Origin of the sequence: Planktothrix paucivesiculata PCC 9631, from assembly GCF_900009265.2 — a bacterium.
Taxonomy (GTDB): Bacteria; Cyanobacteriota; Cyanobacteriia; order Cyanobacteriales; family Microcoleaceae; genus Planktothrix; species Planktothrix paucivesiculata.
Genome location: NZ_LR735004.1, coordinates 56,101 through 83,051, shown reverse-complemented (window position 1 = coordinate 83,051; position 26,951 = coordinate 56,101). Strand labels below are relative to the sequence as shown.

Genomic DNA, 26,951 nt, shown 5'->3' with positions numbered 1-26,951 from the left:
GGTTCCCAGTCTTCTGTAAGATGAAATGGATCGGAAAACTTATATTTTTTAAAACAGTCAATGCAGTTTGTTAATTTAGCTCCTCACTCCTTAGCTTGTCAACGGTTTATTCAAGATCAAACCTTGTTTCCTGATACTTTTAATTCGACTATTTGTGATCAAGATGAAATGTATTTATTTGCCTTAGCGAATCACGGCACACCCGATCGGGCTTGTATTCGGTATTATTTTAATGGGCGTCGGATTTTAGATAGCGTTAGACAGGTTTTAAAGTGGCAGTTTGGACAATTAGATCGGATTTCGTCTTTCTTGGATTTTGCCAGTGGTTATGGTCGTTTTACCCGGTTTTTGGTTCAGGAAATCCCGCCTCAAAACCTTTGGATTTCTGATATTTATGCCCAGGCGGTGCAGTTTCAAACCGAACAATTTGGGGTGCAAGGAATTGTTTCTACCACCTATCCCCAGGACTATCCGATCCAACAATCTTTTGATTCTATTTTAGCTTGTTCGTTTTTTAGTCATCTTCCTGAAGCCACGTTTTTAACTTGGTTACAAAAACTCTATTCCTTATTATCTCCCGAAGGAATATTAATGTTTAGTGTTCATGACCGAGATTTATTACCCGCCCATTTAGCTATTTCTACCTCGGATATTTTATTTATTCCTAATAGTGAAAGTCGCAGTTTAGACATGAACGAATATGGAACCAGTTATGTCGGTGAAAGTTTCGTGGCGCAGAGTTTAAAAACAATTAGTCAGGGCGAAGCAGTTTATTCCCGAATTCCCAAGGGAATTTGTGGCTATCAAGATTTATATTTAGTCACTCGTACTCCTCAAAAACCCCTATCTTCTCTGCAATTTAGTCACCATCCCCAGGGAAAAATAGAACGGTGTAGCTTAACCCCAGAGGGGAATCTATTATTAACCGGAACCATATCAGAAATTAATCCCAACGGTCAATTAGACTCTATTCTGGTTTCAATTAATGGTCAATTTATAGAAAACGGTTTATTTGCTTTTAAACCCACGGATTCTGATACCCAATGGTCTTGGTCTTATCAACTTCCCTTAGCTGAAATTTCCCCACAAGATATTATTTTAATTAAAGCTATTAATCGTCAAGGATTAGAATGGGTTTTTGAGACTACAACCGTAGAAAAATTAACTCAATTCTATACCCCTAATCTTGATCCCGGTCATGGGTAATTCCTGATAGGATCAAAAATTATCCTGATTCTGTATGCTAATCAGAGTCTATTGATTCAGAGGAGCGGAGCGAAAAAACAACACAACCATTTATAGAGAAGTTTGTCGGGTATAAAAAATAGTCAATTGAGTGTAAAATGTTGTTTTTATTCTTGCCCTCGCTTGTTGTTTACCCCGAAGTACAATGTCAAACTTTCCATCTGTATCTATCCCAGTTGCCAGAGAAACGATCCCTGCGACCCCAGCCGTAATTGTCTTTAATGATGAAGTGGATACACTCATCGGCGGTGAGGGTGCAGACTCTTTCTTTTTACGTCGTAATGGAGATCAAATTGCACCCTTAACCCCGGCTGCATCCCTGATTGGGACAAAAAATGATGATATCCTAGAAGGAACAGCGCTTCGTGATGTGATTACCGGTCGAGATGGAAATGACACGATTATTGGTTTCCTGGGAGATGATTTCCTGGAAGGACAAAATGGAGATGATATTCTATTTTCTGGTCAAGGGAGTGATTTACTGATCGGAAATAGCGGATTTGATACTCTGTTTGGTGATATCGGAGTGGATACCGTTTATGGGGGGCCAGAATCCGATGTAATATTTGGGAATAACGACCAGGATACGCTGTTTGGTGACAGTGCAGATGATTCCATTTATGGCGGTCAAGGCAATGATAGTCTGATTGGTGGAACCGGAAGCGATTTGCTCTTAGGCGACCGAGGTGATGATACCCTGCTGGGCATTTCTAATGAGAATTTAGGCTATACCCTGATTACGGATTTTGATGGAAATGAAGATAAGTTACTCCTAGGCGGGACTCGCGATTTATATACTATTGGTAATTTACCTGCTAATGTACCCGCAGGAGTGGCAATTTTTAAACTGAATCCCAATGGGTCACAACAGTTATTAGCCGTTGTTCAAGGGAATATTGCCCAAACATTAGACAGTGATCAATATGTGTTTATTTAATTAATAATTAACTCAGAATCAAAAGGGAACACCGGAACACCGGAACACCGGAACAGAAATAATACTTCATTACCTATTACCTATTACCTATTCCCTGTTCCCTGTTCCCTATTTTTTGAAGAGTTCAGTCGTCGATTTCTGAGTCTATTTTTATCATCTTCCACCGTATATTCTTCCAAATCATCATCTTGAGTCGAAAGAGAGTCTAGCCTTGCTTGTATTCCTTGAATTGCTTCTTCTGTGACTTGAAAAGAATCCTGGAGATCATAAACAATGTCTTGCGCTTCACCAATTCTTGCATAAAATTCAGGAATAAAATCATCTTTCACCCTCTCTAAATGTTGGGAGAATTTACGACTCTCTCGGGTAATTTTAAAAAACAAAATTAAAATACTTAAAACACTAGCACTAGGAACTAAGACAGCAACTAAAACCCAAGTTGATAATAACGGGTTAACTCGCCTAAAACTTTGGGAAATTTCCGTTTGAACTAAATCCCGGATTAAAATGCGATAGCGCCTGGTGGTATCTACACCATCGCCGCTGGTGTAGGATGTAGCTAAGGAATTGTTAGACGGGTAATTAATTAAATCTTGAGATTTAGAGGATTCATAACCCAATAAACCCGGAAAAAACAGACTCAAACAAGCGGAAAAACTAACAAAAATTAATTCAATTATATTCATTTAATTGCAATAATTAGGAGTCGAAATTTAACTTTAAAAAGTTTTTATCCTGTCGAATCGGATCAAAATCCGTTTCCCGTTTTACTAACTTTTGACAGGCTTCGGGATTTAAGCGCGTAGCCCGTTTTAGATTTTCCAGCGCTAACTCCACTTGCCCTTGAACCGCATAACATCGGGCTTTGTTATACCAAATTCGGTAAAAATCAGGACGAATTTTAGCCGCTTGATTATACGATGAAATCGCCTCATCATACTTTTGCAGTTTCGCTAAAGCAAAGCCCCGATTATTCCAGGCATCCATATAATTAGACTTTAAATCAATAGCCCGTTGGTAGGATAAAATCGCGGCTTCATAATGATTGAGTTTTCCTAAAGCCACTCCTCGATTATTCCACGCATCGGCATAATGATATCGCAACTGAATTGCGCTTTCATAGGAAACAATGGCTTCATGATATCGTTGTAATCGGGTCAGTGCTACCCCGCGATTATTCCAAACTTCTGCTAAATCAGGTTTAATTTTTAACGCCTGATCATAACTTTCAATTGCGGCTTCTAAATCCCCGTCCAAAAATAATTTATCTCCCTGTTTTGCTAAACTAATCGCTTGTTTAAGTTCTGCTTCAGGTTCAACCTCTAAGACTGGAGTTTGCTCGGCCGTTGCGTCAGTAGATTTTTCTTCAACTTCAACCGGAGCCGGAGTTTGATTTTTCTCGTTTTCCGAGGCAATAGGTAATACAATCGGAACTGAAACTTCCTCAGCCGAATTTACCGGGAGTGCTGTTTCATCAGTTACAGATTGATCATGAATTTCGGGTAATAATTCCTCAATCTCTGCACCCGATTTATTGTTTTCTGACTGTTCCGCCCAAACCGCTTCCATCACAGGTAAGGGAGTTTGAGTCGTGAGAGTTTGTAAGGTTTCATGGGCTAAATCATTTTTATTTTGCAATTGATATAAAATTTGTCTAGCTTCGGTGAGTACCCGTTCTATCTCCGTCAGGGTATCGGTTTTAAGACTTTCAATTTCCTGCTCTGCGGATGCCGTTTGTTGGGCTAATTTTTTCAGTAAAAACCAAACTCCGCAGGCTGCGATCGTATTTAAAAGCAGTAATAATAGTAAAATTAAACTTAATAATGCCAGATACCGACGGAAGGTATTATCAACCTGATTTTCTACTTGATTTTTAATCTCCTGTTCCCGCACCGAAGATTCTGATAACGGGGAATTTTGAGCTAGGGAATATGGGGATAAACAGGTAAAAAACAGTAAAATGGTAGCGGTAGCAATCGGGCTCCGTTGATCAAATAGCTTAGGTGTGAACTTCCCCACTGTCCCAAATCGACAAAAGGCGAAGGTGAGCGCAAATTTGTTTGTGTTTTTCATATCATCTAAGCGTGAATCGAGGAAATCCAAATTGGATATCCCCAGGATCAAATTATTGAAGAACAGCAAGAATTAAGAAATACTATCATGTCTGAGTGGATCGAGATCGGGACAGTTGTTGCGGCTCATGGGTTAACAGGAGAAGTCCGGGTTTATCCCAATTCGGATTTTCCAGAACGATTTATTGAACCGGGACAACGATGGTTATTAAAGCCGGGACAAACTGAACCCGAACCAGTGGAATTTTTGGGGGGCTATTTAATGCCCAGTAAGGGCATTTATGTGGTTGAAATCGAAGGAATTGAAGATCGGAATCAGGCGGAAGCGTTACAGGGCTGTCCTTTGTTGATTACTGATCAAGATCGTCCCCATTTAGAGGAAGGTGAATTTTATGTTTTAGATTTAATTGGGTTGGAAGTCTTTGACCCGGAAAAAGCGGAAGCGATCGGAAAAGTCATAGATGTGATTTCAGCCGGGAATGATTTACTCGAAGTGGAGTTATATTCCCCGACTCCTACCCAAGACACGCTAGTTTCTGAACCGATTCCCGAGGGGATTCATCGTAAATCTAAGAAGAAACGTAAACCTAAACCCCTACCCACGGTTTTGATTCCCTTTGTAAAAGAGATTGTTCCAATTGTGGATTTAGAACAAAAACGGATTGAAATTACCCCGCCCCCTGGGTTAATTGAGAAAATGACGTGAACGAAACCTTTTATTAACGGGCTGTATGATAGACTCTAATCTTGCTGTCTGAGATCTTGCCATGACTGACTTAATTAACGATTCACTGGAAAACCTACCGCGCGAGGTTAGGGTGAACCAACTTCGCAATTTGATCGAAACCCTGCATATTGCTGATGAAATTGCTACCAAAGGCTACTTAATCAGTAGTTCTGAACTGGCTGATCTCATGGATATTAATGCTAGTGCTGTCACCAGTCGAGGGGATAACTGGGCCTGGCGCAACTGGGAGGTATCCAGAGTGCGGCGAGAAGGTAATCAAATTCTCTGGCAGTTAGAACGAGTTAACTAGCAGTTTGCTGACCGTTGATTGTTTATTGTCGAGTGCTGATTTAGTAAAGTTCTTCCTCATTACGGGGGAGAACTTTATATGCTTTTAATTTTGTCCAAAGTCCAATATTTAGCGATCGCCCTATTTTAAAATTCTGTTTTTAAGATATTTATTAACTTGGGAATTGATCAGAAATCCATAAGGTGAAGGATCAATATATGCGATTAAAACAAACTTATCCTTGGGACTTGGCTTAGTATGGCGACAAGATTGCACATAAAATATTTCCCATTTAGCTGGCATAAAGTTCTAAATTATGGATGAGGATTTTGCAAATGTTCAATAAGTTCTTCGGAATTATCAAAGGTTTTGATCATATCTTCCACATCAATTATATCGTTCTCATCCGCAGATTTCCAGGCTTGATCGTGACTTAAATTTGTCAGTTCTTCAAAAGACAAACTTCTATATTCTGTTGCTGAATAATTTAAACATTCAATATCAGACTCACTCAAAAAATCTGTATTAGGCTCTCTCAGCTTTTTGATGTTATGCTTATCAACTATCTTGAAAGCATGAAGAACCTGTTCAGATATTTCTGGCGCAGGGTTAAAAATAGGAGACAAATCTCCACGCACTAATTTCACTAAATCATAAATCTCACTGGGAACGGGGCCATGTTTCATAGCGTAATAACTATTACCACAAATCAACCTTCCATATTTTTCTAAGTGTTTTTGATCAGCAAAATACAACACCTTAGAAACACTATGAATTGTTGGTTGAACCTTATTCTCTAATAGCTCCAATATGTAAAGAACAGATTCTATACCTTTCTCAATATTAAAATCAAATTGGTATTCCATAGCAACATTTCCCTAATTACACCAACAAACAATTGCTGACAACATTATAGAAACATAAAAATTAAGTAATTATCGCTCTTGGCAAGTAGTAATCGGATGTTTCAATTATAGCAATACTAAGGACAGTTTTAAAAGAGGTAACAATTATTTGCCAACACATTTGGGTTTTAATTCTTTTCGTAGGTTCTCCCTCGCCATTGAATTTGAGTCTGAGTTGCAGATATCCATAATCTTAATACGGCGACTGGATCAGCGAGGGGAGATAACCAAAATACCCAAGGCATTTGAGCTTGACTCAAATCATAGGATAAAGAGATTGCGGCTGTTAATATTATCCGTAGAAATACTAAAAAACCGTTTAATCCTAATATCGTTGAACTCAAAAAACCGGGTAGGGATAGACTAGAGGAAAAGATTAGATTAATTAGTAATAATGGTAAGGGTAAAGCCTGAACTGCGAATAAGAGAAATAAATCTCCCCACAGTTGGGTTTTAGAACAAGCATCTTTGAGATCGAGCGATCGCCCCCAACCCTCCCAAGTATCTTTTAATCCATCATACATTCTAACAGTTAACACATTTGCGCCATCTAAAAACCCAACTTTAAAACCTTGTTGAGCAATATTTCTAGCTAAAGTTACATCATCACAAAAGGAATTTTTAGCACTCGAATATCCCCCGACTTTTTCTAATACCGAACGCCGACATAAAAAACATTGACCATTAGCCATCACCCGTTCGGGTTTTTGGGGTGACAAATCGGGTGATCCAAACCGATAAACTAAAGTCATTAATAGGGCAGGTTGTAACCACAATTCCCCCGGATATTTCAGAATAAATTTACAGGATAATGATAATAAATCATATTGATTTGCGATCGCCGTTTGCACCACACTCGCCACTAAACCCGGTTGGGGGAGCGTATCCGCATCAATGCCTAAAATCCATTCACTTTTTTCAGAACTTTTCAAAAAACCCGTATTGAGTGCCCAAGGACGACCCACCCATTCTGGAGGTAAAGGATCATCTAAAATCAATCTAAATCTGGGATCAGATTCAGCGAATTGTTGAATAATATCCTGGGTTCCATCCTGGGAATGACTATCAACAATTAGGATTTCTCTAACTTCATAACTTTGCCGTGTTAGCCCTTCTAAACAGGGCGTGACCCGGGCGGCTTCATTCAATGTGGGAACCACAATACTTACGGTTCCTAACAGTTCTAAGCTGGGGTTTTGGGGTTGTAGAGGGGGAACCCTAATCGCCCCTTTGAATAACCGAGATAATAAAATTATGGTGGCGGGAATTTGTAATAGTAATATCACCCCAAAAAATAATATAACCCAAGAATTAGTGACTGAGAAATTAGGAATTATTAATAAGATTGGATTCAACATTAAAATTAGTACAGAAAGGAATAGGAAATACAAAAATACAAGGACACAAAGAAGGATAAAAAAGATGGGCTTTACCTTACCCATCCTTTTTAAATCTTCATACTTACTTCACAACAGCTTCAACGGTCGATGGAGTAATACTATCGCTAGATAATAAACTTTCCATGGTATCCAAAGAAGGTTTAGCATTCCACCAGAAAATAATGGCTGGAACCACTCCAAATAGAATACTTAAAGCTACTGGAAATAGGAACCGAGTATCTAATTCGACAACGGTAATCGCCGCTCCAAAAAAGAAATTGGTGATATAAACAATCAGGGGTAAGGTTAATTGGGAGCGAGATAAAGCAATCGGAGTTTTGCGCCATAAAAACGCCCCGACGCTCATAAAAATAAAGCCCGTTCCCATCCATCCGGCTAAATTTCGATAGGGCATTCCAAAGAATTCACCCACTTCTTGAAATTGCCAAAAAGGAAAAGGAGCTTGACTCATGGCGGGGTCTAATACCAAATCCCAAGCGGTTAGTAATACGGCCCCTAATGCTAAAGCCCAGAGTTGACGTATCCAACTGTCTCCCATTTTTAATTTTAAACCAGCCCGGGCTAACAAATAGCAAGTTAAACCCATATAAAACCAAGATAAGGGAATTGTGAAGGGAACCAGTCCGGCTATTTTATAACCTAAACCACTCAAATATTGATAATGACCAAAGGGAAATCCGGTGCTAGTTCCTAAAAGTTCACTGGATAAGGATAACAATAGGGAGGGAATCATAAAGGCTAAGGTTGTTCCTAGCCCTAAAGTGCGATAGCCATATAATGCCAGCGCCGCCGCCCCAAACACAATATAAGCCACACCTCCGGTCGCCATACTCCAGACAAAGATATTCATCCCCATAGGAGGTAAATTAGCGACCAGTTCAGGGTTAGGGAGGATAAACAATAACCCCGCCAGTCCAAATAGGGTTGACACAACGTGAGCCGTGAGGCAAAATCGTTCTGCAATTGACTTGTGCTTCATGGGACTCCTTGAGAAAGTATTAAGATACGCCAAGCGTTTTTGGTGAATTTTACAAATCTTTATATCAGAATATACCCTTTAGCGCTTCTATCGGACGTAATCTGCTGGAAATCCGGGTAGGATAAGTCTTATTAATACTTTGGATGCTCCAAGAGTTGTTTTTGTAATTTAACTTAAGAATTTTAGAATAGACGGGCTGCGGTAGGATGGGAGTGCAAATCGGATGTCGGTTTGCATCAACTACGCACATTTAAAAGGGGAAGTGGTGTAATGGCAGCAGGTTTGAGCCTGGTAACAACAGCCGCATTAGTTTTACTAGGTTTAGGAACATTGGGGCTAGAAATTCAATATCGTCTGCGTCCGGGGAATAAACTAGAACTCACGCGGGGAGAATGGAATCTGGATTTATCCGACGACCGCCATTATGTCTTGCGGGGAGAACTGGAGTTCCAGAACCTGACCTCAAATCTGGAGATTATGATACCGGAAGTCAGAGCCCAACTGACCCTTTTGTCTAAAGCGAGTTTAGACGGGATTAAACATACCATTAAAGTAATTCCCGCCCATATTGATGCAGGTGCTAGGGAAGATAACTATTGGTTTGGGTATATTGTCAAAGCCCAAAAAACCACCCGCATTAAAGTTTTAGTTGAAATCGAAGGAGAAGATCTAAAATCCTTACAATCGGCTTGGGTGAAGGTTAAGTATCTAACCTATGGGCCAGAAGGACGGATTCCTAAAGTTCGCCACCTTGTCCTACCTCTACAATATCCAGATCCGACCATGATCCCCAATAAACGAGTCGTAGAAGGGGTTGCAGAAGTTTATCCGATTCGTACCCATTTATTAACCCATATTGATGATCCCGTCGAGGTGATTAAATGTTATGTGCTTCCCCATGCTCAAGCCGGGGATATTGTCACCTTGGGAGAAACCCCGGTGGCTTTAATGCAGGGGCGATTTTACCATCCGAGCCAAATCAAGCCGGGATGGGTGGCTCAACGGGTCTGTTACTTCTTTATGCCGACCTCCAGTTTGGCCACGGCCTGCGGGATGCAAACCTTAGTAAATCAGGTCGGATCAGCCCGGGTATTATTTGCTATCGTGGTAGGAACTATCGCCAAACTTCTGGGGAAACCGGGGGGATTTTATCAGTTGGCGGGTGAACAAGCTCGACTCATTGATGATGTGACCGGAACTTTGCCCCCCTATGATCAATTTATTGTCCTAGGGCCAGGTGATCCTCAAAACGTAGTGAACACCCTACAAAAAGAAACGGGGTTAGGGGCGGCAATTGTAGACGTGAACGATTTAAAAGCCGTTAAAATATTAGCATCAACCTCCGGTCTTTCTACGGCTTTGATCGAGGAAGCCTTAAGGAGTAATCCCGCCGGAAATGCCGATGAGCAAACCCCACTGGTACTCATTCGCCCTTTATCAAATCAGTAATTCAGTTAGCAGTTATATTATAGGGGTGAGGAAGTTAAGTTTACAGCCATGGGAAACCTCGCCCCCAGAGTATCAGTTGAAAGCTATGATTACCACTTTAATCTTAACTGTTTATAATTAATTAGATAAATATAAAACTAATTCTTGACTGATAACTGATAACCCCTTTACCTGAGTTGATTCAATGAATTTATTTCTTTCCCAAAATCAAAACCAGTTTAATATTCGCCAATTTCAATACCGCGACCTAGAAGCGATTGAACAGCTATATTGCCAGGCTGGTGATCAATCTGATCCTGACACGGAATCGGCCCAGGAGTTAGAACACCTGCGTCGTTGGTATGGGTTGCTTAAATTTTTAAGCTGGTTTCCCAACCCCTGCCAAAATCTATTTAACGCCTATATTGCTGAACAGTTCGGGCAAGTTTTAGGGATGATTAAAGTCTCACCTTTTAACACGACCCGCAGCACTTGGCGAATTGATCGAATATTTGTAGATCGATTAAACAATCACAGTAGTATCGGTTCACAACTGTTACGGTATTGTTTTGAAACCCTTTGGGAAGCGCGAACCTGGCTATTAGAAGTTAATGTTAATGATAGCAGTTTGATGGCACTCTATCGGCAAAATGGATTTCAACCCTTAGCTCAGATGACTTATTGGGTCGTGGAACCAGAATTGCTAAAAACCTTGGCGAATTCTCAACCGGATTTACCCAACCTCTTACCCGTGAGTAATGCCGATGCTCAACTGCTGTATCAACTGGATACGGTTTCCATGCCTCCGTTGTTGCGACAGGTGTTTGACCGTCATATTTTAGATTTTAAAACCAGTTTTATTCAGGCCGTTGTAGATGCAATCAAACAATGGTTTAGTCGCAGTGAACAGGTCAGTGGCTATGTGTTTGAACCCCAACGGAAAGCGGCAATTGGATATTTCCAGGTGCAGTTATCCCGGGATGGCAGTCAACCCCATGTTGCCGAGTTAACTGTGCATCCGGCCTATACCTGGCTTTACCCCGAATTGCTATCCCAGATGGCTCATTTAGCCCAGGAATTCGGCCCCCAGTCCCTAAAATTGGCGTCGGCTGACTATCAACCCGAACGAGAAGCCTATTTAGAAAAAATTGGGGCCGCACGGGTGGAACATACTTTGTTAATGTCCCGTTCCGTTTGGCATAAATTACGGGAATCAAAATCTTCCCTCGAAGGGTTACAATTATCCGATGTCCTACCCAGTTGGCAACCCGCCCATAAACCCGTACCCACTCCGATGTCTTGGTTAGGGCCAACGGTCAAATCTCCTTCCCCAGTACAAAAATCTACGGTGGAGGGGATCTCGGAAACACCGGAATTAGACCCCAAAAACTCAACCCAAAAGTCCCTAGATTTACCGTCTGATCCTGCGTAATTATGGGAAAATCCCTGTTTATTTCCGCCTTGGGATTAGATATTGGTCGTAAACGCATTGGTGTTGCTGGTTGTGATGGCACGGGCTTAATTGCAACGGGACTCACCACGATTCTGCGACGTTCTTTTGCCCAGGATATCGCTCAATTTCAAGAACTGGTACAGCAGAGGCAAGTAGCGGTATTAGTGGCGGGTTTACCTTACCATCTCGACGGTTCTTTAGGTTCTCAGGCTAAATATACCCAAAACTATGCTCAACGGTTAGCCCATGCCTTGAATTTACCCCTGGAATACATTGATGAACGGCTCACCTCCTACCAAGCGGAACAATTAATGATTGCGGATAATATTTCTCCCTCTCGCAATAAAAGCATGATCGACCGCAAAGCCGCCGCCTTGATTTTGCAACAATGGTTAGACCAGAGGAGGCAGGGGGCACTTCGACAGGCTCAGTGGCCGCAGGGGAGGTAGGGGGAGCCGGGGGAGTAGGGGAGTAGGGGAGTAGTGATTATTGTATCCCTGAATAAGTTGTTACCAGTAACGTTTAATATGGTTAAAAATAGTACGATATAAATGATGTTCCCATCTAAATTTCCCGAAGAAAATGGACGTTCTGAGGAAGAACAAGTGACCGTGACCCTGACGGATGAACAGGGGCGATCGCTGGTTTGCGTCTTACAATCCTCAATTGAGTTAGAAGGTCAAGATTATGGATTACTTCTACCCGTGGACTCGCCCATCGAAATTCTAACTTGGAATGACGATGAGGATGATGATGAATCCGCAGTTCCGGTAGAATCAGAAGAAGAAATTGACAGAATTTTTAAAACTGCTAAAGCGGTTTTAGCAGAACACAATTTGGATCTACAACGCACGGGGATTACCCTAACGGTAGCCGGAGAATTACCGGATTTTCCAGAGGAGGGAGACTCGAATCTGGATCTGGATTCTGCTGAACCCGATGAACAAGAATATGAGGAATTGCTGTGGTTAGCTAGTTTCTACCATGAGGAACAGGAGTATGGCATTTACACCCCAGCCGATCCATTTTTTATTCTGGCTAAAGCTAATGAAGAAGGAGAATATAAACAACTATCTCCCGAAGAATTTAAAAGGTTAGAACCTCTTTTACCTTTAATTGAAGATCAACTTTTTGATGCTTTGGATTAATAGATTTAGATCTGTTTCTACTGTTTTTGTGGGCAGATCTTTTCTAATAATTTAGCTAAAAGAATTTCAGTTTTTATGCAAGTTTTAATTAGGGAGAAGTGGCTTGGGAATTGCACCAACAAAGCAGAAAAAAACTCAAGACAGAAAAACGATGAAACGGTTTTCTAAAGGATTTTTTTACCTTCTAATTCTACCGATTATTTGGGGATTCTTCGGATGGCAGGGTTGGGCTTGGTGGAGTTGGGCCAGTGCCGCTCCCCAAACAGAGCAACAGGTTAACTCCTCTGACACCCAGGGAAACAGCGTTAAAATTCTAATTCCCCCGGGAACTTCCAGTCAGCAAATTGGGGAAGATCTGAAGGCGGCGGGATTAATTCGTTCGGATTTGGCTTGGAGACTGTGGGCGCGGTGGTTAGTCTTCCAAAACCCCCAAGGGGATTTTAAGGCGGGAAGCTATTCCTTGGCTCCTACCCAGTCCCTGAGTCAAGTGGCGTCTACGATTTGGAATGGTGAGGTGATGACTCTGAGTTTCACCGTCCCCGAAGGGTGGTCAATTCAACAAATGGCCGAATATTTTGAGGGACAGGGATTTTTCTCGGCGGAGGAATTTCTTGTGGCGAGTCGCCAAATTCCCTATCAAGATTTTCCTTGGCTTCCACCCAATTTACCCTTATTAGAGGGCTTTTTATTTCCCGACACCTATCAAGTTGAAGCGGCTGAAGTTACCCCTCAAGGCGTGATCCGTCAGATGTTGAATCGGTTTCAAGAACAGGCTTTACCCGTTTATCAACAAGCTGCATCTAAACATAATTTGAGTTTAAATCAATGGGTTGCATTAGCTAGTATTGTGGAAAAAGAAGCCGTTATACCGAGTGAAAGAAATCGGATTTCCGGGGTATTTCATAACCGTTTACAACAGGGAATTCAACTAGCGGCTGATCCGACGGTGGAATATGCTTTGGGTATTCGTCAAACCGTTGCTCAACCTTTAACCTTTAAACAGGTGGAAACGCCCTCTCCCTACAATACTTATATCAATGTGGGTTTACCGCCAACGGCGATCGCGAGTCCAGGTTTAGCCAGTTTAAAGGCTACCTTAACCCCGGAAAAAACGGATTATTTGTATTTCATGGCGCGATACGACGGAACCCATATTTTTAGTCGGACGGAGGCCGAACATCAAGCAGCGATCGCTGAAGTTGAACGCAATCTTTCTGCTCAATAGGAAATCCTAAAAAAAGGATAGGAGTGTGGAAACGAGCGGGTATTTAGACCACCAGAAGGAAACACGAAGCTGGGGAATTTATTCCCCTTGAATATAATTCAATCAATACCTGATAAACACTGGATAATATAGCATTAGTCAGTAATTACGAACACTCTACATAACCATTTAATCATAAATATTGAACAACAAAAAACGCCCCCCTTTCGGAGAGCGTCTTTTGGAATATTGAGGTTAAAAATTAACCATTAATTTGAGGAGCAACCAAAGCCACAGGAGCGGACTCACCAGAAGCTAAGTCTAAGGGGAAGTTGTGAGCGTTGCGCTCGTGCATGACTTCCATACCCAGGTTAGCCCGGTTTAACACATCAGCCCAGGTATTGATCACCCGACCGGTAGAGTCGATGATTGACTGGTTGAAGTTGAAACCGTTCAAGTTGAAGGCCATGGTTGATACACCTAAAGCGGTGAACCAAATCCCAATCACGGGCCATGCGCCTAACAGGAAGTGTAAGCTACGACTGTTGTTGAAGCTGGCATATTGGAAGATTAAACGACCAAAGTAACCGTGGGCTGCAACGATGTTGTAGGTTTCTTCTTCTTGACCGAATTTGTAACCGTAGTTTTGTGACTCGGTTTCGGTGGTTTCACGCACCAAGGAAGAGGTAACTAAAGAACCGTGCATGGCGGAGAACAAGCTACCACCAAAGACTCCAGCAACTCCCAACATATGGAAGGGGTGCATCAAGATGTTGTGTTCGGCTTGGAACACTAACATGAAGTTGAAGGTTCCAGAGATGCCCAGGGGCATACCATCAGAGAATGAACCTTGACCGATGGGGTAGATCAGGAACACGGCGGCTGCTGCTGCAACGGGTGCAGAGTAGGCGACGCAGATCCAAGGACGCATACCTAAGCGGTAGGACAATTCCCATTCCCGACCCATGTAGCACAGGATGCCGATCAGGAAGTGAAAAATCACCAACTGGTAAGGGCCACCGTTGTACAGCCACTCATCTAAGGAAGCTGCTTCCCAGATGGGGTAGAAGTGTAAACCAATGGCGTTAGAGGAAGGAACAACTGCACCAGAGATGATGTTGTTTCCGTATAACAGTGAACCAGCAACGGGTTCGCGGATACCATCGATGTCTACGGGGGGAGCCGCGATGAAGGCGACGATGTAGCAGATGGTGGCGGTTAATAAGGTGGGGATCATCAGAACACCGAACCAACCGATATAAATGCGGTTGTTGGTGGATGTCACCCAGTTACAAAACCGTTCCCAGATAGAGGCGCTTTCGCGCTGCTGAATCGTGGTTGTCATTTTGGTTATGATTGCTATGTATTTGTCGAGGTACGTTTGGTATCTATGTCTACTAGATTAACGGCTTTGTTACGGTTTGTAAAGTCTTTTAACATCAGGGTTTTGGATAAAAGTCATAAGTTTTATTAATACTATCGGTCTATTGCCTAAATTGTATGGGGTTTGACCCAAAATCCACAAAAAATACCCCCCTTTCGGAGAGCATTTTTGTTTACTCTGTACTGAATCATGCGGACAAAAGGACTTGAACCTTCACATCTTTACGATACTAGAACCTAAATCTAGCGCGTCTACCAATTCCGCCATGTCCGCGTTTATTGTTCAATACCATATCCTAGCACAGATCCGCAGAATTTAACATTAATAATTTGATTTTACCTGATCGGCGACTGCTTCAATAGCTTGCAGAAGTTGGGTATTATTCCAACCCAAGGCTAGATTAGCCGCGATCGCAGCCCCTCCAGCCCCTACCCCTTCTTTCACATAACCCTGTTCATAGGCTCGCAGTTGCGGATAAACCGAGGTAGAAAAATTCAGTTGCGTGGCTAATAGGGGGACATTTCCTACCAGTTTGGCCAAACCAACCGTATCCCCCGTGGTATCTTCAGCGACCCAACGGGTTGTTCCCACCACCACCCCATCAGCACGCCAAGGAATAGGATATTCAGAGGCGATCGCCTCTACCAAACCATAAACCGCTAACATCTGAGTTCCACCCGCCAACAGCACCCCTACGGTACGACTAGCCGCCAAAGTCATGCCCGCTACCACAATTTGCATCGGATCACCCACCGCGGCCACTAACTCGAACGGATCAATCTTTATCCCCAATAACGGCCAAAACCCGGCTTGTTGTAATCCCGTGGTGGCGATCGCTAATTTTTGGCCATGATTACACTGGGGATGACTACTATTGACCTTATCCATGGCAGAAATTCCTAACCCCAGCAACACCGCTAAGGCCGTAGTAGTTCCGCCCACCACACATTCCGATAAAATCAGATAACTATTTGGGGCATCCTGCGCCATCCGTTCACCCCAGATCAACCCCTGCTCAAACAGATGCTTGACAGTCCCTAAAGTCATGGCAGAACCCGATGTTATACATTTGGCCGCCACTCCCCCCAAGTCAATCGTAGGAACCGCAGGAGCGACAGATAATCCCGCATTGAACAGATACAAAGGACATTTTAAGGATTCCACCACCGCCCGGGAAATTAACACCGGAGAAGCCCCGGCATCTAAGGGTGGTAAGGGATACTGGGGATGGGGTTGGGGCCCATTATAGAGAAACTCAGCATCCGCAACGGCCGTATATTGTCGAGACTCTGGTGTAGCTCCGGCGGCGGAAATCCCTGGAATTAAAGCTGTGGCGGTAAATCCCAACACACAAGCAAATACAGGTTGAGTTCCTTGATAGCGGTGTAACCACTGATTTCCTTGATCGAACTGGGCATAAACTCGAACTGTCATAGATAATAGGGGGAGAGGTGAGAAACAACCGTGGCTTCAGTGATCGTTAGAGGATTTGGGCAGAAAATACGCTAAGATAACGATTGCTGTAATACCAAAATACAGGTTTCAACTGTATTAAATAAAGAGAGAATCTTCTCTGAGCAGCCACTCATCCACAACCTAAATGACATCCAACCAAGCGTCTGACCGTCTTAAACAAAATGTTGAAAGAATTATGCACCTGTGGGAGAACCGGGTTCGTGATGAAGTCAGGGCATCAATACATCAAAACTCTCTTGTCTTGCAAGATTCCCTACCTCTGTTCTTAAACCAAATGGTAGATGAACTCTCAGACACAATGGTCAGGACATCTACCCAAATCAAAGCCGACGAGGTAGAAAGCACTCGGATTGGCAAGCTACATGGGCATGAACGGGCAGGGTATGCTGACTACTGTATGAGTCAACTCATTTGGGAGTATCACATCCTCCGTCAAGTCATCTTTCAAGTTTTAGAAGAAGAATCACCTTTAGGAATTAAGGATCGAGAAATTATTATCTGCTCTATTGAGCAAGCCGTTAATGACGCTGCTACTCAATTCTCCGAAACGCTGCAAGATATTCAAGAACTATTTTTAGTGACGCTAACTCACGACCTCAGAGGGCCTCTTAATGTTGTAAAAATGGGAACTCAACTGACTCTGAGGCGGCTTGAACGAGAAGACACCCATGTCGATGTGGCAACGAGGATGATCAGCGCGGTCAATCGGCTAGATTCCATGATTCAAAATCTGCTTGATGCGAGTCGGCTGCGGACAGGACAGAGCTTAGTAATGAAATTTGAAGAATGCAATTTAGAGGTACTACTTCAGGAGGTAGTAGAGGAGTTGAGCTTCGCTTATGGAGGGCGGTTTGTTGTGGTCTCTGATTCTGAGATCAGGACTTATTGCAGTCCCAAAGAAATACGACGAGTGATTGAAAACTTAGCCATTAATGCGGTGAAATATGGTGATCCTACTACGCCGATTACACTGACACTTCAGCAAACCCAAACACAGGTCAACCTGACTATCCATAATCAAGGTGAGCCGATTGCCCTAGACGCTCAATCAATCATATTTCAACAATTTCGTCGGACTATTTGTGCGGAGGATCAAACAGGCTGGGGATTAGGGTTATTTTTATCTAAGAGTATTATGGAAGCGCATCAAGGAACCCTTGAGGTTGAAAGTGGAGAGGGTAAGGGGACAAGATTTATTATCAAGTTACCCAAGGTTAAGGTTTAAATATTTTCCCATAGTGTCACTCGTAATCTAATAAAACCTGTACCCATTTGGGAGGCCGAGGAATCGGGCTATTGAGACGATCTAATAATAATAACGAGACTAGATGAACCACAAATAAATAGACAATACTATTAATTAAAATCATCAGAACAGCCAGCACCTGCACAAAGACTAAACTGGGTTGAGCCAAAATCCCCAACTTAATAAAAATCCAGTCCGCCACCGCAGTAATTTGGATCGTAGCGTAGGCCCACAAATTCCGCCCTAGCAGGATGGAAAGTAACCAATATTTAAAGAAAAAACCAATAGCAACAATCAAAGAACCCGTCCCAATCGAAAGCCACCAAGGAGATTTGCGTTTCCACATTCCGCCCAAAACCACCCCTAACCAACCATAAGGAATTAAAAATACAATACTGCGAGTTGGCCCCATTAATACCGATAATAATAGAAATGAAGCCACGGCCCCCATAACCGAAGCTCGTTTTCCCCAGCGTAAATATAATAAGGCCATGGGCAGGGAGAAAAACAGCCGCAGCACTGGCCCCATGGGAAAATAATAATTAACAAACCAAATCAAACTCGCAGCACTAGCCAGAAAAGCCGTTTCCACCAGAATTAAAGATTTGGGAGAGGAATCACTCATGCAATAGGGAATAGAAAATGGCGAATGGGGAAGGGGGAAGGGGGAATGGCTGGACTTCAGATCAGACTAATATCCGTTCTAGGGCATGGACATCGGGAATACTCAAAATATCCCGTTCCCGATGAATTAATCCTTTTTTCTCTAATTTACTGAGAACCCGAGTCACCGTTTCCCGGGCCAGACCACTCAAACCACTTAATTCCCGATGGGGAAGATTAGGAATTTGTGTTCCTCCTTGATCTGAAGTTGTACCTTGGCCTTCGGCCAGAAATAGGAGAATATCAGCCACCCGGGAGGTACTATCAGATTCGCGCAGTCTCAGACGTCGATTCACCTGGCGTAAACGTCGGCCCATCAACTGAGCCAGTCGCATTCCCGCCTTGGGTTCGGTGGTGATCAACTCCACAAAATCCTGAGCCGGCATATTCCCAATTAAGGTTGGTGCTAATGTAATAACATCGGTGGAGCGGGGGACTTCATCAAGTGCCGCCATTTCTCCAAATAGTTCACCCTTACCCAAAATATTCAGCGTTACTTCTTTACCATCCAAATTATAGGTACGAATTTTGACCCAACCGTCCAGAATAAAATAAACGGAACTTCCCCAGTCATTTTCTAACAAAATCACTTGGTTGGCTGGATGGTTTCGACCCACAATATGAGAGGTTGCTTTATCCGCCGCCTCCGGTGGCAAGCCTTGAAAAAAAGGCGTTGAGCAGATCATCTTGTGGATGTCAGAGTGATTGTCACGGGAGAAATACCGATCTTCCATGAGGCTGTGATAATACTATAAATTCGCATTGAGCAACGAGCTAATCAAGAAATGGAGTTATCAGTTAATTGCACCCAAAGCAGAATTAGGATTCTTTATGGGTCAATTACCCTAAAATTTCCCGATGATTGTTAACTCGGATTCCGCCTGGTGTTAATGACAACACCGAATCAAAAATTACTAGGCAGTTTTATATTTTAGAGCTATCAGGACATAAAAAAGTTAAACTGGTTTAGTTTTTAACCCTATTGCCTCCGGCGGGTCATGAGCCGATCCATCCGAGATCTCAAGTTAGCTCCTTGATTCCTTCGTGCCAAGCCTAACATATTATGGAGATAACCACTGCTTTAATCAAGGGAATCCTTGAGATTGAGTAATTGTCAAGTGGAAAACCCGCAGAACGGATCAACTTTGTCCCATTGTTAGAACGATATATTGAGGGGGTTCAGCCTTGAATGTTCAGAAAGGTCAGATTCAAGCACTCATCACCGAAATTGACGAGGTTCTCAGTCAGCCCAACTTGCGTTTGCCCTGGGTTGTCTTTGGGGAAACCGTAACACGCTCCCGTCAAGTCCTAGAGCGTGTCCGCAAGTATTTGATTTTTCTGACGGAACAAGCAGACGAGGAGGCTCCCCTCTCGCCGATGGAAACGAATCAGCCGTCTATCTCCCCCGGAACGCGAGAACCCCTGTGGCAAGCCATTCGACGGGAAATGATTTATTTGCGGAGCCATTTGACCCAGCCGCTTCAGGATGAGATTGATCATTTGCGTACCGAACAACGCAATTTGATTCAGGAAATTCAACAATTAGAAGCCCGAAAAGCCCAGGCCCTAGGTCAAGTCTCACCTCAACCCTATCAACAACAACTCAGTCGTGAATTTTTGCAAGAGTTCATGACTCGACTACAAGATAGTCTGATTCATAACGTCACTGAAACTCTAAACCATATTGAAACCCGATTTTTAGATTCGGTTTTATTAACCGAGACTCCCTCCCTCCCGCCTTCGGAACGGTTTGACACACCCCCAGCCTCCCTCTCTAATCTGACTCCGGCCCAACGTCTGGAACAGATGCGACAGTTACAGGCCCAATCCGATCATTTGTTGATGACCTTAGATTCGAGTCTGAGTGTCATTTTTGAAGCCTTGCAACGAAACCTGCAAACCTATTCGGATTCCCTGGGACAAAGCCTAGAACGGATGCACAGTTTGGGAAAACAGGGGGAAGTCATGTTTACCACCTTAATCAACCAGTTAGCCCAACAGGTCGGTCAAGAAACGTCTTCCTATTTACAATCTTCATTACAATTAACTGAATCGGAAACCCCATCCAAAACCGCCGATTTACCCTCTCCTGAGTCTGTAGTTTCTCCACCCCGGGATTTTTCCTCCGCTTTTGAGGGCTTCTTTCCCTATGCGGGGGCAGAAGTTCCTCGACAACGGAATTCTACAATCCCTGCTGATCGGGATCTCCCGGAAGAACAACAATTTAAGATCAGTGATGAATTCCAGGTTGAGTCCAAGGAAAACGTCCCCCTCTCCTCTGCTGCTTCGACTCAGGATGGGTTAGATATCATGCCCGAGGAGTCTCTTTCTCTCGATTGGGATGATTCGGATCAATCGATGGTCGAACCCTCTGCCCCCGATTCAGAATTAGAAAGTCTGTTTGATCTGGCGACCCCGACAGAATCCCCCGGTATTGCCACGACTCAAACCCAAGATGGGGATTTATTTGGGGATGATTTTGATGTAATTCAGGTTTTGGAGCAGGGAAACGATATTTCTAACGAGATTAAGGAATCTGCAACCGTAGAGAATGATACGGAACTCGATTTAGATCCAGAAGATTTATTTGCGGATTTAGAAATAGAAACAACCAAAATTGAACCCCTAGAATCAGAGAATATCGATACCGAATCCTTCGACGAAACGGCCGGTTTCTTGAGCTTAAATAGCTTGGATATATTCAGTCAACCGGATCAAATTGTCCCGATAGAATCGGACTTTTCCTTAACCGCAGATGTTCTTGATCCTGTATCCTTAGAGTCTGAAAACTTATTTACACCAGAAGTTGAGTTAGTCTCTCCCCTAATCGATGAAATCACCGATTCCTCTTTCGCTTATACACCTAATCCCTTTGAAGAAACCTTGGCCGATTTAAGTGATGTTTTTGAAGAACCCACGTTTGAGGCGGTTCCTTCCCCGAATTCCGGTGTGGTCTCGGCGAGAACCCAACAAGAACTCACAGGAATCGCCAGTCCGATGGTGTCTTCTCCTGACCCTATTGAGAACAAAACGGTCAATGTAGAAAAGGATATTTATATTCAAGCTTCACCGGATGAAAATTTACTTCCCATAGATTTGAGTGCCGATAGTGAACAAGTGGATTCTCGTTTATTAATTGATCGCAATACTTTAGAACATTTAGAGGCTGATCTATTTAATTTAGAACAACCTGAAACCACTCAAATTCCCAAACAAACTTCCATAAAATCCACTCCTTCTCAACCTCAATTCACCCTGCAAAATTCACCCCAAAAAGCAGTTATAAAAGTAGCTCAACCCGAAGAAACGATCACTTTTGAAGATTTATTTAGAGATCTGGGAATGGAGCCTAGTTCGGCTCAATCAGTCCCATCTTTTTCCCTTGAATCTCGGAATCAACCAGCGGCAGAAAAGCAAAATACATCAACTACAGGATTGTCAGATTTAACTTTAGATGATGTTTTCAATAGTTTTAATCTATCCGAGGAAGAAAGCCTGAATTGGGATACGGAACAGGAGGGGGATTCACTCAATCTTGAAGCACTAAGTCAGGAGTTTTTTAAAAACTGATCATCGGGATACTTGATAACTAATTATGACTCAATGGTATTTAGGAGTTGATGTAGGAACAACGGGAATATCCGCGGCGTTGTTGCATCGTGAAACCCAGAAAATTTATCCGATTTATTGGCAAGCGGAACAGACAGAACTTTCTGAAGTTGAGGATATTCCCTTCACCTTTCGGCTTCCTTCTCAGGTTTACTATTTAGACCCCGACCAGGATACAACCCAAAGCCTCGTCCAACGGTTTAAACCCTTATTAAATTTGGGTATTCCCTATGATCAATTGGTTGATTCCCCTGAATTAATCCGGCTTCCCATAATTCAGTGGTCAGAACAACAAACCCTGCCCTTGGGGGGATTCCGAGAGGCTTGGACAGCCTTATTATCCACATTACATCCGGGTCGAGTCTTACCCGAGCGCAGAATTTACCCCGCCCGATCTCCAGACCGGGGAACTGCACCGATCATAGCCTTACCTAATGTCTATGCTTTGGGTGCAGTGGGACTCGATGCAGTGGAATTTCAGCAGGCATTAAAGGGTTTAGATGGGGTGATCTTAGGCTGTCCTACCGATGCTACAGACGCCTATCGTTTCAATCTTAGGGAAGCGGTATTAGCAGCCGGAATTATTCAACGTCCTGAACAAATTTTTATAATTGAGGATGCGATCGCCACTCTATTATATCAATTCTATCTCCATCCTCCCGATCCGAATAGCACAATTTTAATTATTAATATCGGTGCGACCACAACGGAAATGGCTGTGGCAAAACTTCCCCAAGATTTAACCGAGTTTACGGCTTCCCAAGTGGTTTGTGATCATTTAGCCTATGCCGGAGATGCCTTAAATCAGGATATTATTACTCAACTATTAATTCAGTCCCAAGGTTTATCCTTCCCAGAACTGGATATTAGGAATTTAGAATTTCCTCAACCGGGACATCCTGATTTAGTCAAACGTTATCGTTTAAAACAGATTTTACACAGTGATCCTGCGGGTTTAAAGCTATTAGAAATTGCAGAAACTTTAAAATTTGAACTGCAACAACGCGATCGCTATACCTTAACTTTAAACAACCATTCTTGGGAGATTTCCCAAAAGGATTTAGAACAAAAGATTTTTATTCCCTTTATCCAACAGTTAAATCAAGAACTCAACCATCTTTTCAGCACCCAGGGAATTTCTCCGATTAGAATTACTCAAGCTATTTGTACGGGAGGAAATGGAACTTGGCCGACCTTAAGCCGTTGGTTACGCCAAAAGTTACCCAATGCTTTGATCACCCAAGATAGTCCCCATGATCAATATAATAGTGATAATAATTATTCCCATTGTAGTCGGTTAGCTTGGGGTTTAGCCCTATTGCCCCTTTATTTTAAAGTCTTGGATCTGTCTCGACATCAGTACAGTGATTATTTTCTTTTAGCGGAACTTTTACGAGTCTTTAAAGAACAACCTTTATCTTTATCAGAAGTTTATCAACTCTTAGAAAATCGTGGGGTAAATACCCGTTCTGTCTCCGATAGAATTCTAGCTATTCTTAATGGAAAATTACCCTCGGGTTTAATTCCTTCACCTGCTGATGCAATTTGGTTAACGGTAGAGTCTCAAAATAATCCTGATTATCAAGGGTTACTCGAAGGAGCATTATTTTATCAAGATGTAGATAATAATTATTTTCTCAGTTTAGATCGCGCCGACCTAACCCGAAAATATTTAGCACAATTAAGTTTAAATTCCCTACAAAATTGGGAAGAACCATTAATCAGTTATCAGTCATCAGTTTAAGAGTTAACAGGCTGTAGAGACGTGCCATGGCGCGTGTCTCTACTCTCTACTGAAATTGATTTCAAGGCTTTTAGCCTTAAGTTTAATATAATATAATAACCGATAACTGATAACTGATAACTGATTTATGAATTTACCGAATTGGATTACTATTTCTCGCTTGTTCGGAATCCCATTTATACTCTATTATTTACATGATCCAACTATTACTAATCGTTGGATTTGTTTAGGAATTTTTTTAGTAGTAGCCAGTACCGATTGGTTAGATGGATATTTAGCTCGAAAACTGAATCAAGTTACAGATTTAGGAAAATTTCTTGATCCTTTAGTCGATAAATTATTAGTTTTCGCGCCCTTACTGGCTTTAATTGAGTTAGGAACAATTCCAGCTTGGGGAGTATTTTTAATCCTAGCACGGGAACTAACTATTGCAGGATGGAGAGTCAATCAAACTCAAATTTCTGGAGCCAATATTTGGGGTAAATTAAAAACAGTTAGTCAAATTTTAGCGATCGCCTTTCTAATATCACCTTTACCTGAACCTTGGCAAACTCCTAGCTTAATCTTATTCTGGATCTCAGTAGGATTAACCCTAATTTCCGGTTTAATTTATCTAATTCCTCAACCTTCTGTAGAATCAAGTGTTAAGAATATCAAAACCTAAAATAATCAAAAACTTAATCTTCCCCATTACCCATTACCCATTACCCATTACCCATTACCTAAATAAATATGGGGCGACAAAAGCCACCCCATATCAAACTATAAATTAGTAGTCAGGATCTTAGTAGTCGAAATCGCCACCCATACCAGCGCCAGCACCAGCAGGAGCGCCGTCTTTAGGTTCCGGTTTGTCAGCAACGATACACTCAGTTGTTAACACCATTCCAGCGATAGAAGCCGCGTTTTGCAGAGCAGAACGGGTGACTTTGGCAGGGTCAACAATCCCAGCTTCAAACATATCCACAAATTCGTTAGAAGCCGCGTTGTAACCAACGTTGAAGTCTTTTTCTTTGACTCGTTCGGCTACCACAGCGCCGTTAACGCCTGCGTTTTCAGCAATTCGTTTCAGGGGTGCAGCCAAGGCACGGGACACAATTAAGGCTCCGGTTAAGGCTTCATGGGTCAGGTTAGCATTAGCCCATTCTTCCAGTTGAGGAGCTAAGTGGGCTAAAGTTGTACCACCACCAGGAACGATACCTTCTTCAACGGCCGCTTTCGTGGCGTTGATGGCATCTTCCAGACGCAGCTTGCGATCTTTCATTTCGGTTTCGGTAGCCGCACCGACTTTGATCACAGCCACGCCACCAGCTAATTTAGCCAAGCGCTCTTGGAGTTTTTCCTTGTCGTAGGAAGACTCGGTTTCTTCCATTTGACGGCGAATTTGCTCACAACGGGCTTTAACAGGTGCTTCATTGCCTTCGGCAACGATAGTGGTGTTATCTTTGGTCAGGGTGATGCGACGGGCTTTACCCAGCATATCCAGCTTGGTGTTTTCCAGTTTCAGACCAGCATCTTCGGTGATTAGTTGACCACCGGTTAAGACGGCGATATCTTCTAACATGGCTTTCCGGCGATCGCCAAAACCAGGAGCTTTCACCGCAGCCACATTCAGCACACCGCGCAGACGGTTAACCACCAGGGTTGCTAAGGCTTCTTTTTCAATATCTTCAGCGATAATCACCAAAGGACGGCCAGAACGGGCAACTTGCTCCAGAACAGGCACTAAGTCCTGAACTAAGGTGATTTTTTTATCGGTAATTAACAGATAGGGTTCTTCCAGAACCGCTTCCATCCGTTCGGTATCGGTGGCGAAGTAGGGGGAGATATAGCCTTTGTCAAAGCGCATCCCTTCGGTAATTTCTAATTCGGTGGTCATGGATTTTCCTTCTTCCAAGGAAATCACGCCTTCTTTACCGACTTTATCCATGGCCGAAGCAATCATTTTACCGACTTCTTCGTCGTTTCCGGCGGAGATGGAACCGACTTGAGCGATCGCTTTGGAATCTTCCACTTGGCGAGCGTGTTCGGCGATTTTTTCGACTAAAAAGGTCGTGGCTTTATCAATACCGCGTTTGAGTTCGATGGGGTTAGCACCGGCCGCCACGTTCCGCAGACCTTCTTTAACCATGGCGTGGGCCAGAACCGTTGCAGTGGTGGTTCCGTCGCCAGCCGCATCGTTGGTTTTGGAAGCGGCTTGACGAATCAAGGCAACTCCTGTATTTTCGATGTTATCTTCTAGTTCAATTTCTTTAGCAATGGTGACGCCATCATTCACAATTTGGGGCGCACCAAATTTTTTTTCTAATACGACGTTGCGGCCTTTGGGGCCAAGAGTCACAGCAACGGCTTCCGCCAGGATATCCATACCACGCTCTAGGGCGCGACGAGCATTTTCGTTGTAAATAATACGTTTAGCCATGTTTTGTCTTCAGGTTTTAGGTTGATAATTAGAATTGAATTACTGAATCTTGGGGTTTTAACTTTGTAGATCGGATAACAAATTTGTGGTGTACGATCTAAGGTTAAAAACGCCGATTAGTTGACGATCGCTAGGATGTCTTTTTCTGCTAACAGAACAAATTCATCGGTACCGAGTTTGATGTCAGTACCAGCGTATTTGGAGTAGAGAACTTTGTCACCGACGCTGACTTCTAGTTCGCAGCGAGAACCATCATCATTGCGTTTGCCAGGGCCAACTGCCACAACTTCGCCCACTTGGGGTTTTTCTTTGGCGTTATCAGGGAGAAAAATCCCACCTGCTGTTTTTTCTTCAGATGCACTAACTTTAACGAAAACGCGCTCACCAAGGGGTTTAACGGTTGATACGCTTAGAGATACAGCAGCCATTTATGAGCCTCCACTTTACATAAATACAAATATTTGGTGATCAGAGCTTTGTCATTTCCTTTGGGGAATTGAAATTAGCACTCTCGATCCCTGAGTGCTAATTTACCGAAAAAAGCGTCCCCATTGCAACAGTCTAAGTTGTACGGGTTCCCGAACAAGGGAGCGGGGGAGCAGGGGGAGCAGGGGAGGCGG

At 43.0% G+C, this 26,951-nt stretch carries 24 protein-coding genes and 1 tRNA gene; 13 read left to right on the top strand and 12 right to left on the bottom strand.

Annotation, left to right across the window (positions count from 1 at the left end; translation table 11 throughout):
• Window positions 1-60: 60 nt before the first annotated feature.
• The gene (locus PL9631_RS06515) at window positions 61-1,206 is read left to right on the top strand and encodes a class I SAM-dependent methyltransferase (protein ID WP_083618213.1); all 1,146 of its coding nucleotides are present in this window, start codon (window positions 61-63) and stop codon (window positions 1,204-1,206) included.
• A gap of 184 nt (window positions 1,207-1,390) precedes the next feature.
• Window positions 1,391-2,182, top strand: a complete 792-nt coding sequence (locus tag PL9631_RS06510) for a calcium-binding protein (RefSeq protein WP_083618211.1) — start codon at window positions 1,391-1,393, stop codon at window positions 2,180-2,182.
• An 83-nt stretch (window positions 2,183-2,265) separates the two neighbouring features.
• On the opposite strand, the gene PL9631_RS06505 is transcribed toward PL9631_RS06510, so the two are convergent.
• Window positions 2,266-2,868, bottom strand: a complete 603-nt coding sequence (locus PL9631_RS06505) for a hypothetical protein (protein WP_083618209.1) — start codon at window positions 2,866-2,868, stop codon at window positions 2,266-2,268.
• Between the two features lie 13 nt (window positions 2,869-2,881).
• A complete protein-coding gene (locus tag PL9631_RS06500; protein ID WP_083618207.1) occupies window positions 2,882-4,255 on the bottom strand; it encodes a tetratricopeptide repeat protein in 1,374 nt (457 codons plus the stop codon).
• Window positions 4,256-4,342: 87 nt separating this feature from the next.
• Between PL9631_RS06500 and rimM the strand changes: the two genes are divergently transcribed.
• Together rimM and PL9631_RS06490 are read left to right on the top strand one after the other, a co-directional pair.
• Window positions 4,343-4,960: a ribosome maturation factor RimM gene (gene rimM, locus PL9631_RS06495; protein ID WP_083618205.1), complete on the top strand. Its 618-nt coding sequence runs from the start codon at window positions 4,343-4,345 to the stop codon at window positions 4,958-4,960.
• Window positions 4,961-5,021: 61 nt separating this feature from the next.
• On the top strand, window positions 5,022-5,291 hold the full coding sequence (locus tag PL9631_RS06490; RefSeq protein WP_026787989.1) for a hypothetical protein: 270 nt from the start codon (window positions 5,022-5,024) through the stop codon (window positions 5,289-5,291).
• 293 nt (window positions 5,292-5,584) lie between these two features.
• On the opposite strand, the gene PL9631_RS06485 is transcribed toward PL9631_RS06490, so the two are convergent.
• The 3 genes from PL9631_RS06485 to cruF all read right to left on the bottom strand — a co-directional run bounded on the left by PL9631_RS06485 (window position 5,585) and on the right by cruF (window position 8,554).
• Window positions 5,585-6,136: a Panacea domain-containing protein gene (locus tag PL9631_RS06485; protein WP_083618204.1), complete on the bottom strand. Its 552-nt coding sequence runs from the start codon at window positions 6,134-6,136 to the stop codon at window positions 5,585-5,587.
• 167 nt (window positions 6,137-6,303) lie between these two features.
• Window positions 6,304-7,539, bottom strand: a complete 1,236-nt coding sequence (cruG, locus tag PL9631_RS06480) for a 2'-O-glycosyltransferase CruG (RefSeq protein ID WP_231516666.1) — start codon at window positions 7,537-7,539, stop codon at window positions 6,304-6,306.
• Window positions 7,540-7,636: 97 nt separating this feature from the next.
• On the bottom strand, window positions 7,637-8,554 hold the full coding sequence (gene cruF / locus PL9631_RS06475) for a gamma-carotene 1'-hydroxylase CruF (RefSeq protein WP_083618202.1): 918 nt from the start codon (window positions 8,552-8,554) through the stop codon (window positions 7,637-7,639).
• A gap of 270 nt (window positions 8,555-8,824) precedes the next feature.
• On the opposite strand from cruF, the gene PL9631_RS06470 reads away from it, so the two are divergent.
• The 5 genes from PL9631_RS06470 to mltG all read left to right on the top strand — a co-directional run bounded on the left by PL9631_RS06470 (window position 8,825) and on the right by mltG (window position 13,808).
• Window positions 8,825-10,003 carry a F420-0:Gamma-glutamyl ligase gene (locus PL9631_RS06470; protein ID WP_083618200.1) on the top strand — a complete coding sequence of 393 codons (1,179 nt, stop codon included), beginning with the start codon at window positions 8,825-8,827 and terminating at the stop codon, window positions 10,001-10,003.
• Between the two features lie 184 nt (window positions 10,004-10,187).
• Complete coding sequence (locus tag PL9631_RS06465; protein ID WP_083618198.1) at window positions 10,188-11,414, top strand: GNAT family N-acetyltransferase; 1,227 nt, start codon at window positions 10,188-10,190, stop codon at window positions 11,412-11,414.
• 2 nt (window positions 11,415-11,416) lie between these two features.
• Window positions 11,417-11,884, top strand: a complete 468-nt coding sequence (ruvX, locus tag PL9631_RS06460; RefSeq protein WP_083618195.1) for a Holliday junction resolvase RuvX — start codon at window positions 11,417-11,419, stop codon at window positions 11,882-11,884.
• 105 nt (window positions 11,885-11,989) lie between these two features.
• Window positions 11,990-12,583 (top strand): DUF3727 domain-containing protein, encoded by a 594-nt coding sequence (locus PL9631_RS06455; protein ID WP_083618191.1) that lies wholly within the window; start codon window positions 11,990-11,992, stop codon window positions 12,581-12,583.
• A gap of 151 nt (window positions 12,584-12,734) precedes the next feature.
• Window positions 12,735-13,808 (top strand): endolytic transglycosylase MltG, encoded by a 1,074-nt coding sequence (gene mltG / locus PL9631_RS06450; protein WP_083618408.1) that lies wholly within the window; start codon window positions 12,735-12,737, stop codon window positions 13,806-13,808.
• A 241-nt stretch (window positions 13,809-14,049) separates the two neighbouring features.
• On the opposite strand, the gene psbA is transcribed toward mltG, so the two are convergent.
• The 3 genes from psbA to cobT all read right to left on the bottom strand — a co-directional run bounded on the left by psbA (window position 14,050) and on the right by cobT (window position 16,605).
• Window positions 14,050-15,132, bottom strand: a complete 1,083-nt coding sequence (psbA, locus tag PL9631_RS06445) for a photosystem II q(b) protein (protein WP_083617855.1) — start codon at window positions 15,130-15,132, stop codon at window positions 14,050-14,052.
• Window positions 15,133-15,361: 229 nt separating this feature from the next.
• Window positions 15,362-15,444 (bottom strand) — tRNA-Leu (locus tag PL9631_RS06440).
• Window positions 15,445-15,492: 48 nt separating this feature from the next.
• Complete coding sequence (gene cobT / locus PL9631_RS06435; RefSeq protein WP_083618189.1) at window positions 15,493-16,605, bottom strand: nicotinate mononucleotide-dependent phosphoribosyltransferase CobT; 1,113 nt, start codon at window positions 16,603-16,605, stop codon at window positions 15,493-15,495.
• Window positions 16,606-16,771: 166 nt separating this feature from the next.
• Here cobT and PL9631_RS06430 point away from each other — a divergent pair, with 166 nt between their 5' ends.
• Window positions 16,772-17,872, top strand: coding sequence for a sensor histidine kinase (locus PL9631_RS06430; protein ID WP_083618187.1), 1,101 nt, complete (start codon window positions 16,772-16,774; stop codon window positions 17,870-17,872).
• Between the two features lie 16 nt (window positions 17,873-17,888).
• On the opposite strand, the gene PL9631_RS06425 is transcribed toward PL9631_RS06430, so the two are convergent.
• Window positions 17,889-18,518 (bottom strand): DUF2232 domain-containing protein, encoded by a 630-nt coding sequence (locus PL9631_RS06425; RefSeq protein WP_083618185.1) that lies wholly within the window; start codon window positions 18,516-18,518, stop codon window positions 17,889-17,891.
• A 61-nt stretch (window positions 18,519-18,579) separates the two neighbouring features.
• Window positions 18,580-19,290, bottom strand: coding sequence for a Crp/Fnr family transcriptional regulator (locus PL9631_RS06420; RefSeq protein ID WP_083618183.1), 711 nt, complete (start codon window positions 19,288-19,290; stop codon window positions 18,580-18,582).
• Window positions 19,291-19,741: 451 nt separating this feature from the next.
• Between PL9631_RS06420 and PL9631_RS06415 the strand changes: the two genes are divergently transcribed.
• From PL9631_RS06415 to pgsA, 3 genes are all read left to right on the top strand, one after another.
• The gene (locus PL9631_RS06415; RefSeq protein WP_083618181.1) at window positions 19,742-22,126 is read left to right on the top strand and encodes a hypothetical protein; all 2,385 of its coding nucleotides are present in this window, start codon (window positions 19,742-19,744) and stop codon (window positions 22,124-22,126) included.
• Between the two features lie 25 nt (window positions 22,127-22,151).
• The gene (locus PL9631_RS06410; RefSeq protein WP_083618179.1) at window positions 22,152-23,909 is read left to right on the top strand and encodes an acetate and sugar kinases/Hsc70/actin family protein; all 1,758 of its coding nucleotides are present in this window, start codon (window positions 22,152-22,154) and stop codon (window positions 23,907-23,909) included.
• Between the two features lie 127 nt (window positions 23,910-24,036).
• Entirely contained in the window at window positions 24,037-24,573 is a 537-nt protein-coding gene (gene pgsA, locus PL9631_RS06405) for a CDP-diacylglycerol--glycerol-3-phosphate 3-phosphatidyltransferase (RefSeq protein ID WP_083618178.1), read from the top strand.
• 120 nt (window positions 24,574-24,693) lie between these two features.
• Here the strand turns inward: pgsA and groL are convergent, their stop codons facing one another.
• Together groL and groES are read right to left on the bottom strand one after the other, a co-directional pair.
• Window positions 24,694-26,331 (bottom strand): chaperonin GroEL, encoded by a 1,638-nt coding sequence (gene groL / locus PL9631_RS06400; RefSeq protein ID WP_083618176.1) that lies wholly within the window; start codon window positions 26,329-26,331, stop codon window positions 24,694-24,696.
• Between the two features lie 116 nt (window positions 26,332-26,447).
• The gene (groES, locus tag PL9631_RS06395; RefSeq protein WP_083618174.1) at window positions 26,448-26,759 is read right to left on the bottom strand and encodes a co-chaperone GroES; all 312 of its coding nucleotides are present in this window, start codon (window positions 26,757-26,759) and stop codon (window positions 26,448-26,450) included.
• Window positions 26,760-26,951 lie beyond the last annotated feature (192 nt).

What these genes read in the sequence shown, in the direction of transcription:
- PL9631_RS06515 (WP_083618213.1), top strand. Translation starts at nt 61, where the DNA reads ATGCAGTTTGTTAATTTAGCTCCTCACTCCTTAGCTTGTCAACGGTTT.
- PL9631_RS06510 (WP_083618211.1), top strand. Translation starts at nt 1,391, where the DNA reads ATGTCAAACTTTCCATCTGTATCTATCCCAGTTGCCAGAGAAACGATC.
- PL9631_RS06505 (WP_083618209.1), bottom strand. Translation starts at nt 2,868, where the DNA reads ATGAATATAATTGAATTAATTTTTGTTAGTTTTTCCGCTTGTTTGAGT.
- PL9631_RS06500 (WP_083618207.1), bottom strand. Translation starts at nt 4,255, where the DNA reads ATGAAAAACACAAACAAATTTGCGCTCACCTTCGCCTTTTGTCGATTT.
- rimM (WP_083618205.1), top strand. Translation starts at nt 4,343, where the DNA reads ATGTCTGAGTGGATCGAGATCGGGACAGTTGTTGCGGCTCATGGGTTA.
- PL9631_RS06490 (WP_026787989.1), top strand. Translation starts at nt 5,022, where the DNA reads ATGACTGACTTAATTAACGATTCACTGGAAAACCTACCGCGCGAGGTT.
- PL9631_RS06485 (WP_083618204.1), bottom strand. Translation starts at nt 6,136, where the DNA reads ATGGAATACCAATTTGATTTTAATATTGAGAAAGGTATAGAATCTGTT.
- cruF (WP_083618202.1), bottom strand. Translation starts at nt 8,554, where the DNA reads ATGAAGCACAAGTCAATTGCAGAACGATTTTGCCTCACGGCTCACGTT.
- PL9631_RS06470 (WP_083618200.1), top strand. Translation starts at nt 8,825, where the DNA reads ATGGCAGCAGGTTTGAGCCTGGTAACAACAGCCGCATTAGTTTTACTA.
- PL9631_RS06465 (WP_083618198.1), top strand. Translation starts at nt 10,188, where the DNA reads ATGAATTTATTTCTTTCCCAAAATCAAAACCAGTTTAATATTCGCCAA.
- ruvX (WP_083618195.1), top strand. Translation starts at nt 11,417, where the DNA reads ATGGGAAAATCCCTGTTTATTTCCGCCTTGGGATTAGATATTGGTCGT.
- PL9631_RS06455 (WP_083618191.1), top strand. Translation starts at nt 11,990, where the DNA reads ATGTTCCCATCTAAATTTCCCGAAGAAAATGGACGTTCTGAGGAAGAA.
- mltG (WP_083618408.1), top strand. Translation starts at nt 12,735, where the DNA reads ATGAAACGGTTTTCTAAAGGATTTTTTTACCTTCTAATTCTACCGATT.
- psbA (WP_083617855.1), bottom strand. Translation starts at nt 15,132, where the DNA reads ATGACAACCACGATTCAGCAGCGCGAAAGCGCCTCTATCTGGGAACGG.
- cobT (WP_083618189.1), bottom strand. Translation starts at nt 16,605, where the DNA reads ATGACAGTTCGAGTTTATGCCCAGTTCGATCAAGGAAATCAGTGGTTA.
- PL9631_RS06430 (WP_083618187.1), top strand. Translation starts at nt 16,772, where the DNA reads ATGACATCCAACCAAGCGTCTGACCGTCTTAAACAAAATGTTGAAAGA.
- PL9631_RS06425 (WP_083618185.1), bottom strand. Translation starts at nt 18,518, where the DNA reads ATGAGTGATTCCTCTCCCAAATCTTTAATTCTGGTGGAAACGGCTTTT.
- PL9631_RS06420 (WP_083618183.1), bottom strand. Translation starts at nt 19,290, where the DNA reads ATGGAAGATCGGTATTTCTCCCGTGACAATCACTCTGACATCCACAAG.
- PL9631_RS06410 (WP_083618179.1), top strand. Translation starts at nt 22,152, where the DNA reads ATGACTCAATGGTATTTAGGAGTTGATGTAGGAACAACGGGAATATCC.
- pgsA (WP_083618178.1), top strand. Translation starts at nt 24,037, where the DNA reads ATGAATTTACCGAATTGGATTACTATTTCTCGCTTGTTCGGAATCCCA.
- groL (WP_083618176.1), bottom strand. Translation starts at nt 26,331, where the DNA reads ATGGCTAAACGTATTATTTACAACGAAAATGCTCGTCGCGCCCTAGAG.
- groES (WP_083618174.1), bottom strand. Translation starts at nt 26,759, where the DNA reads ATGGCTGCTGTATCTCTAAGCGTATCAACCGTTAAACCCCTTGGTGAG.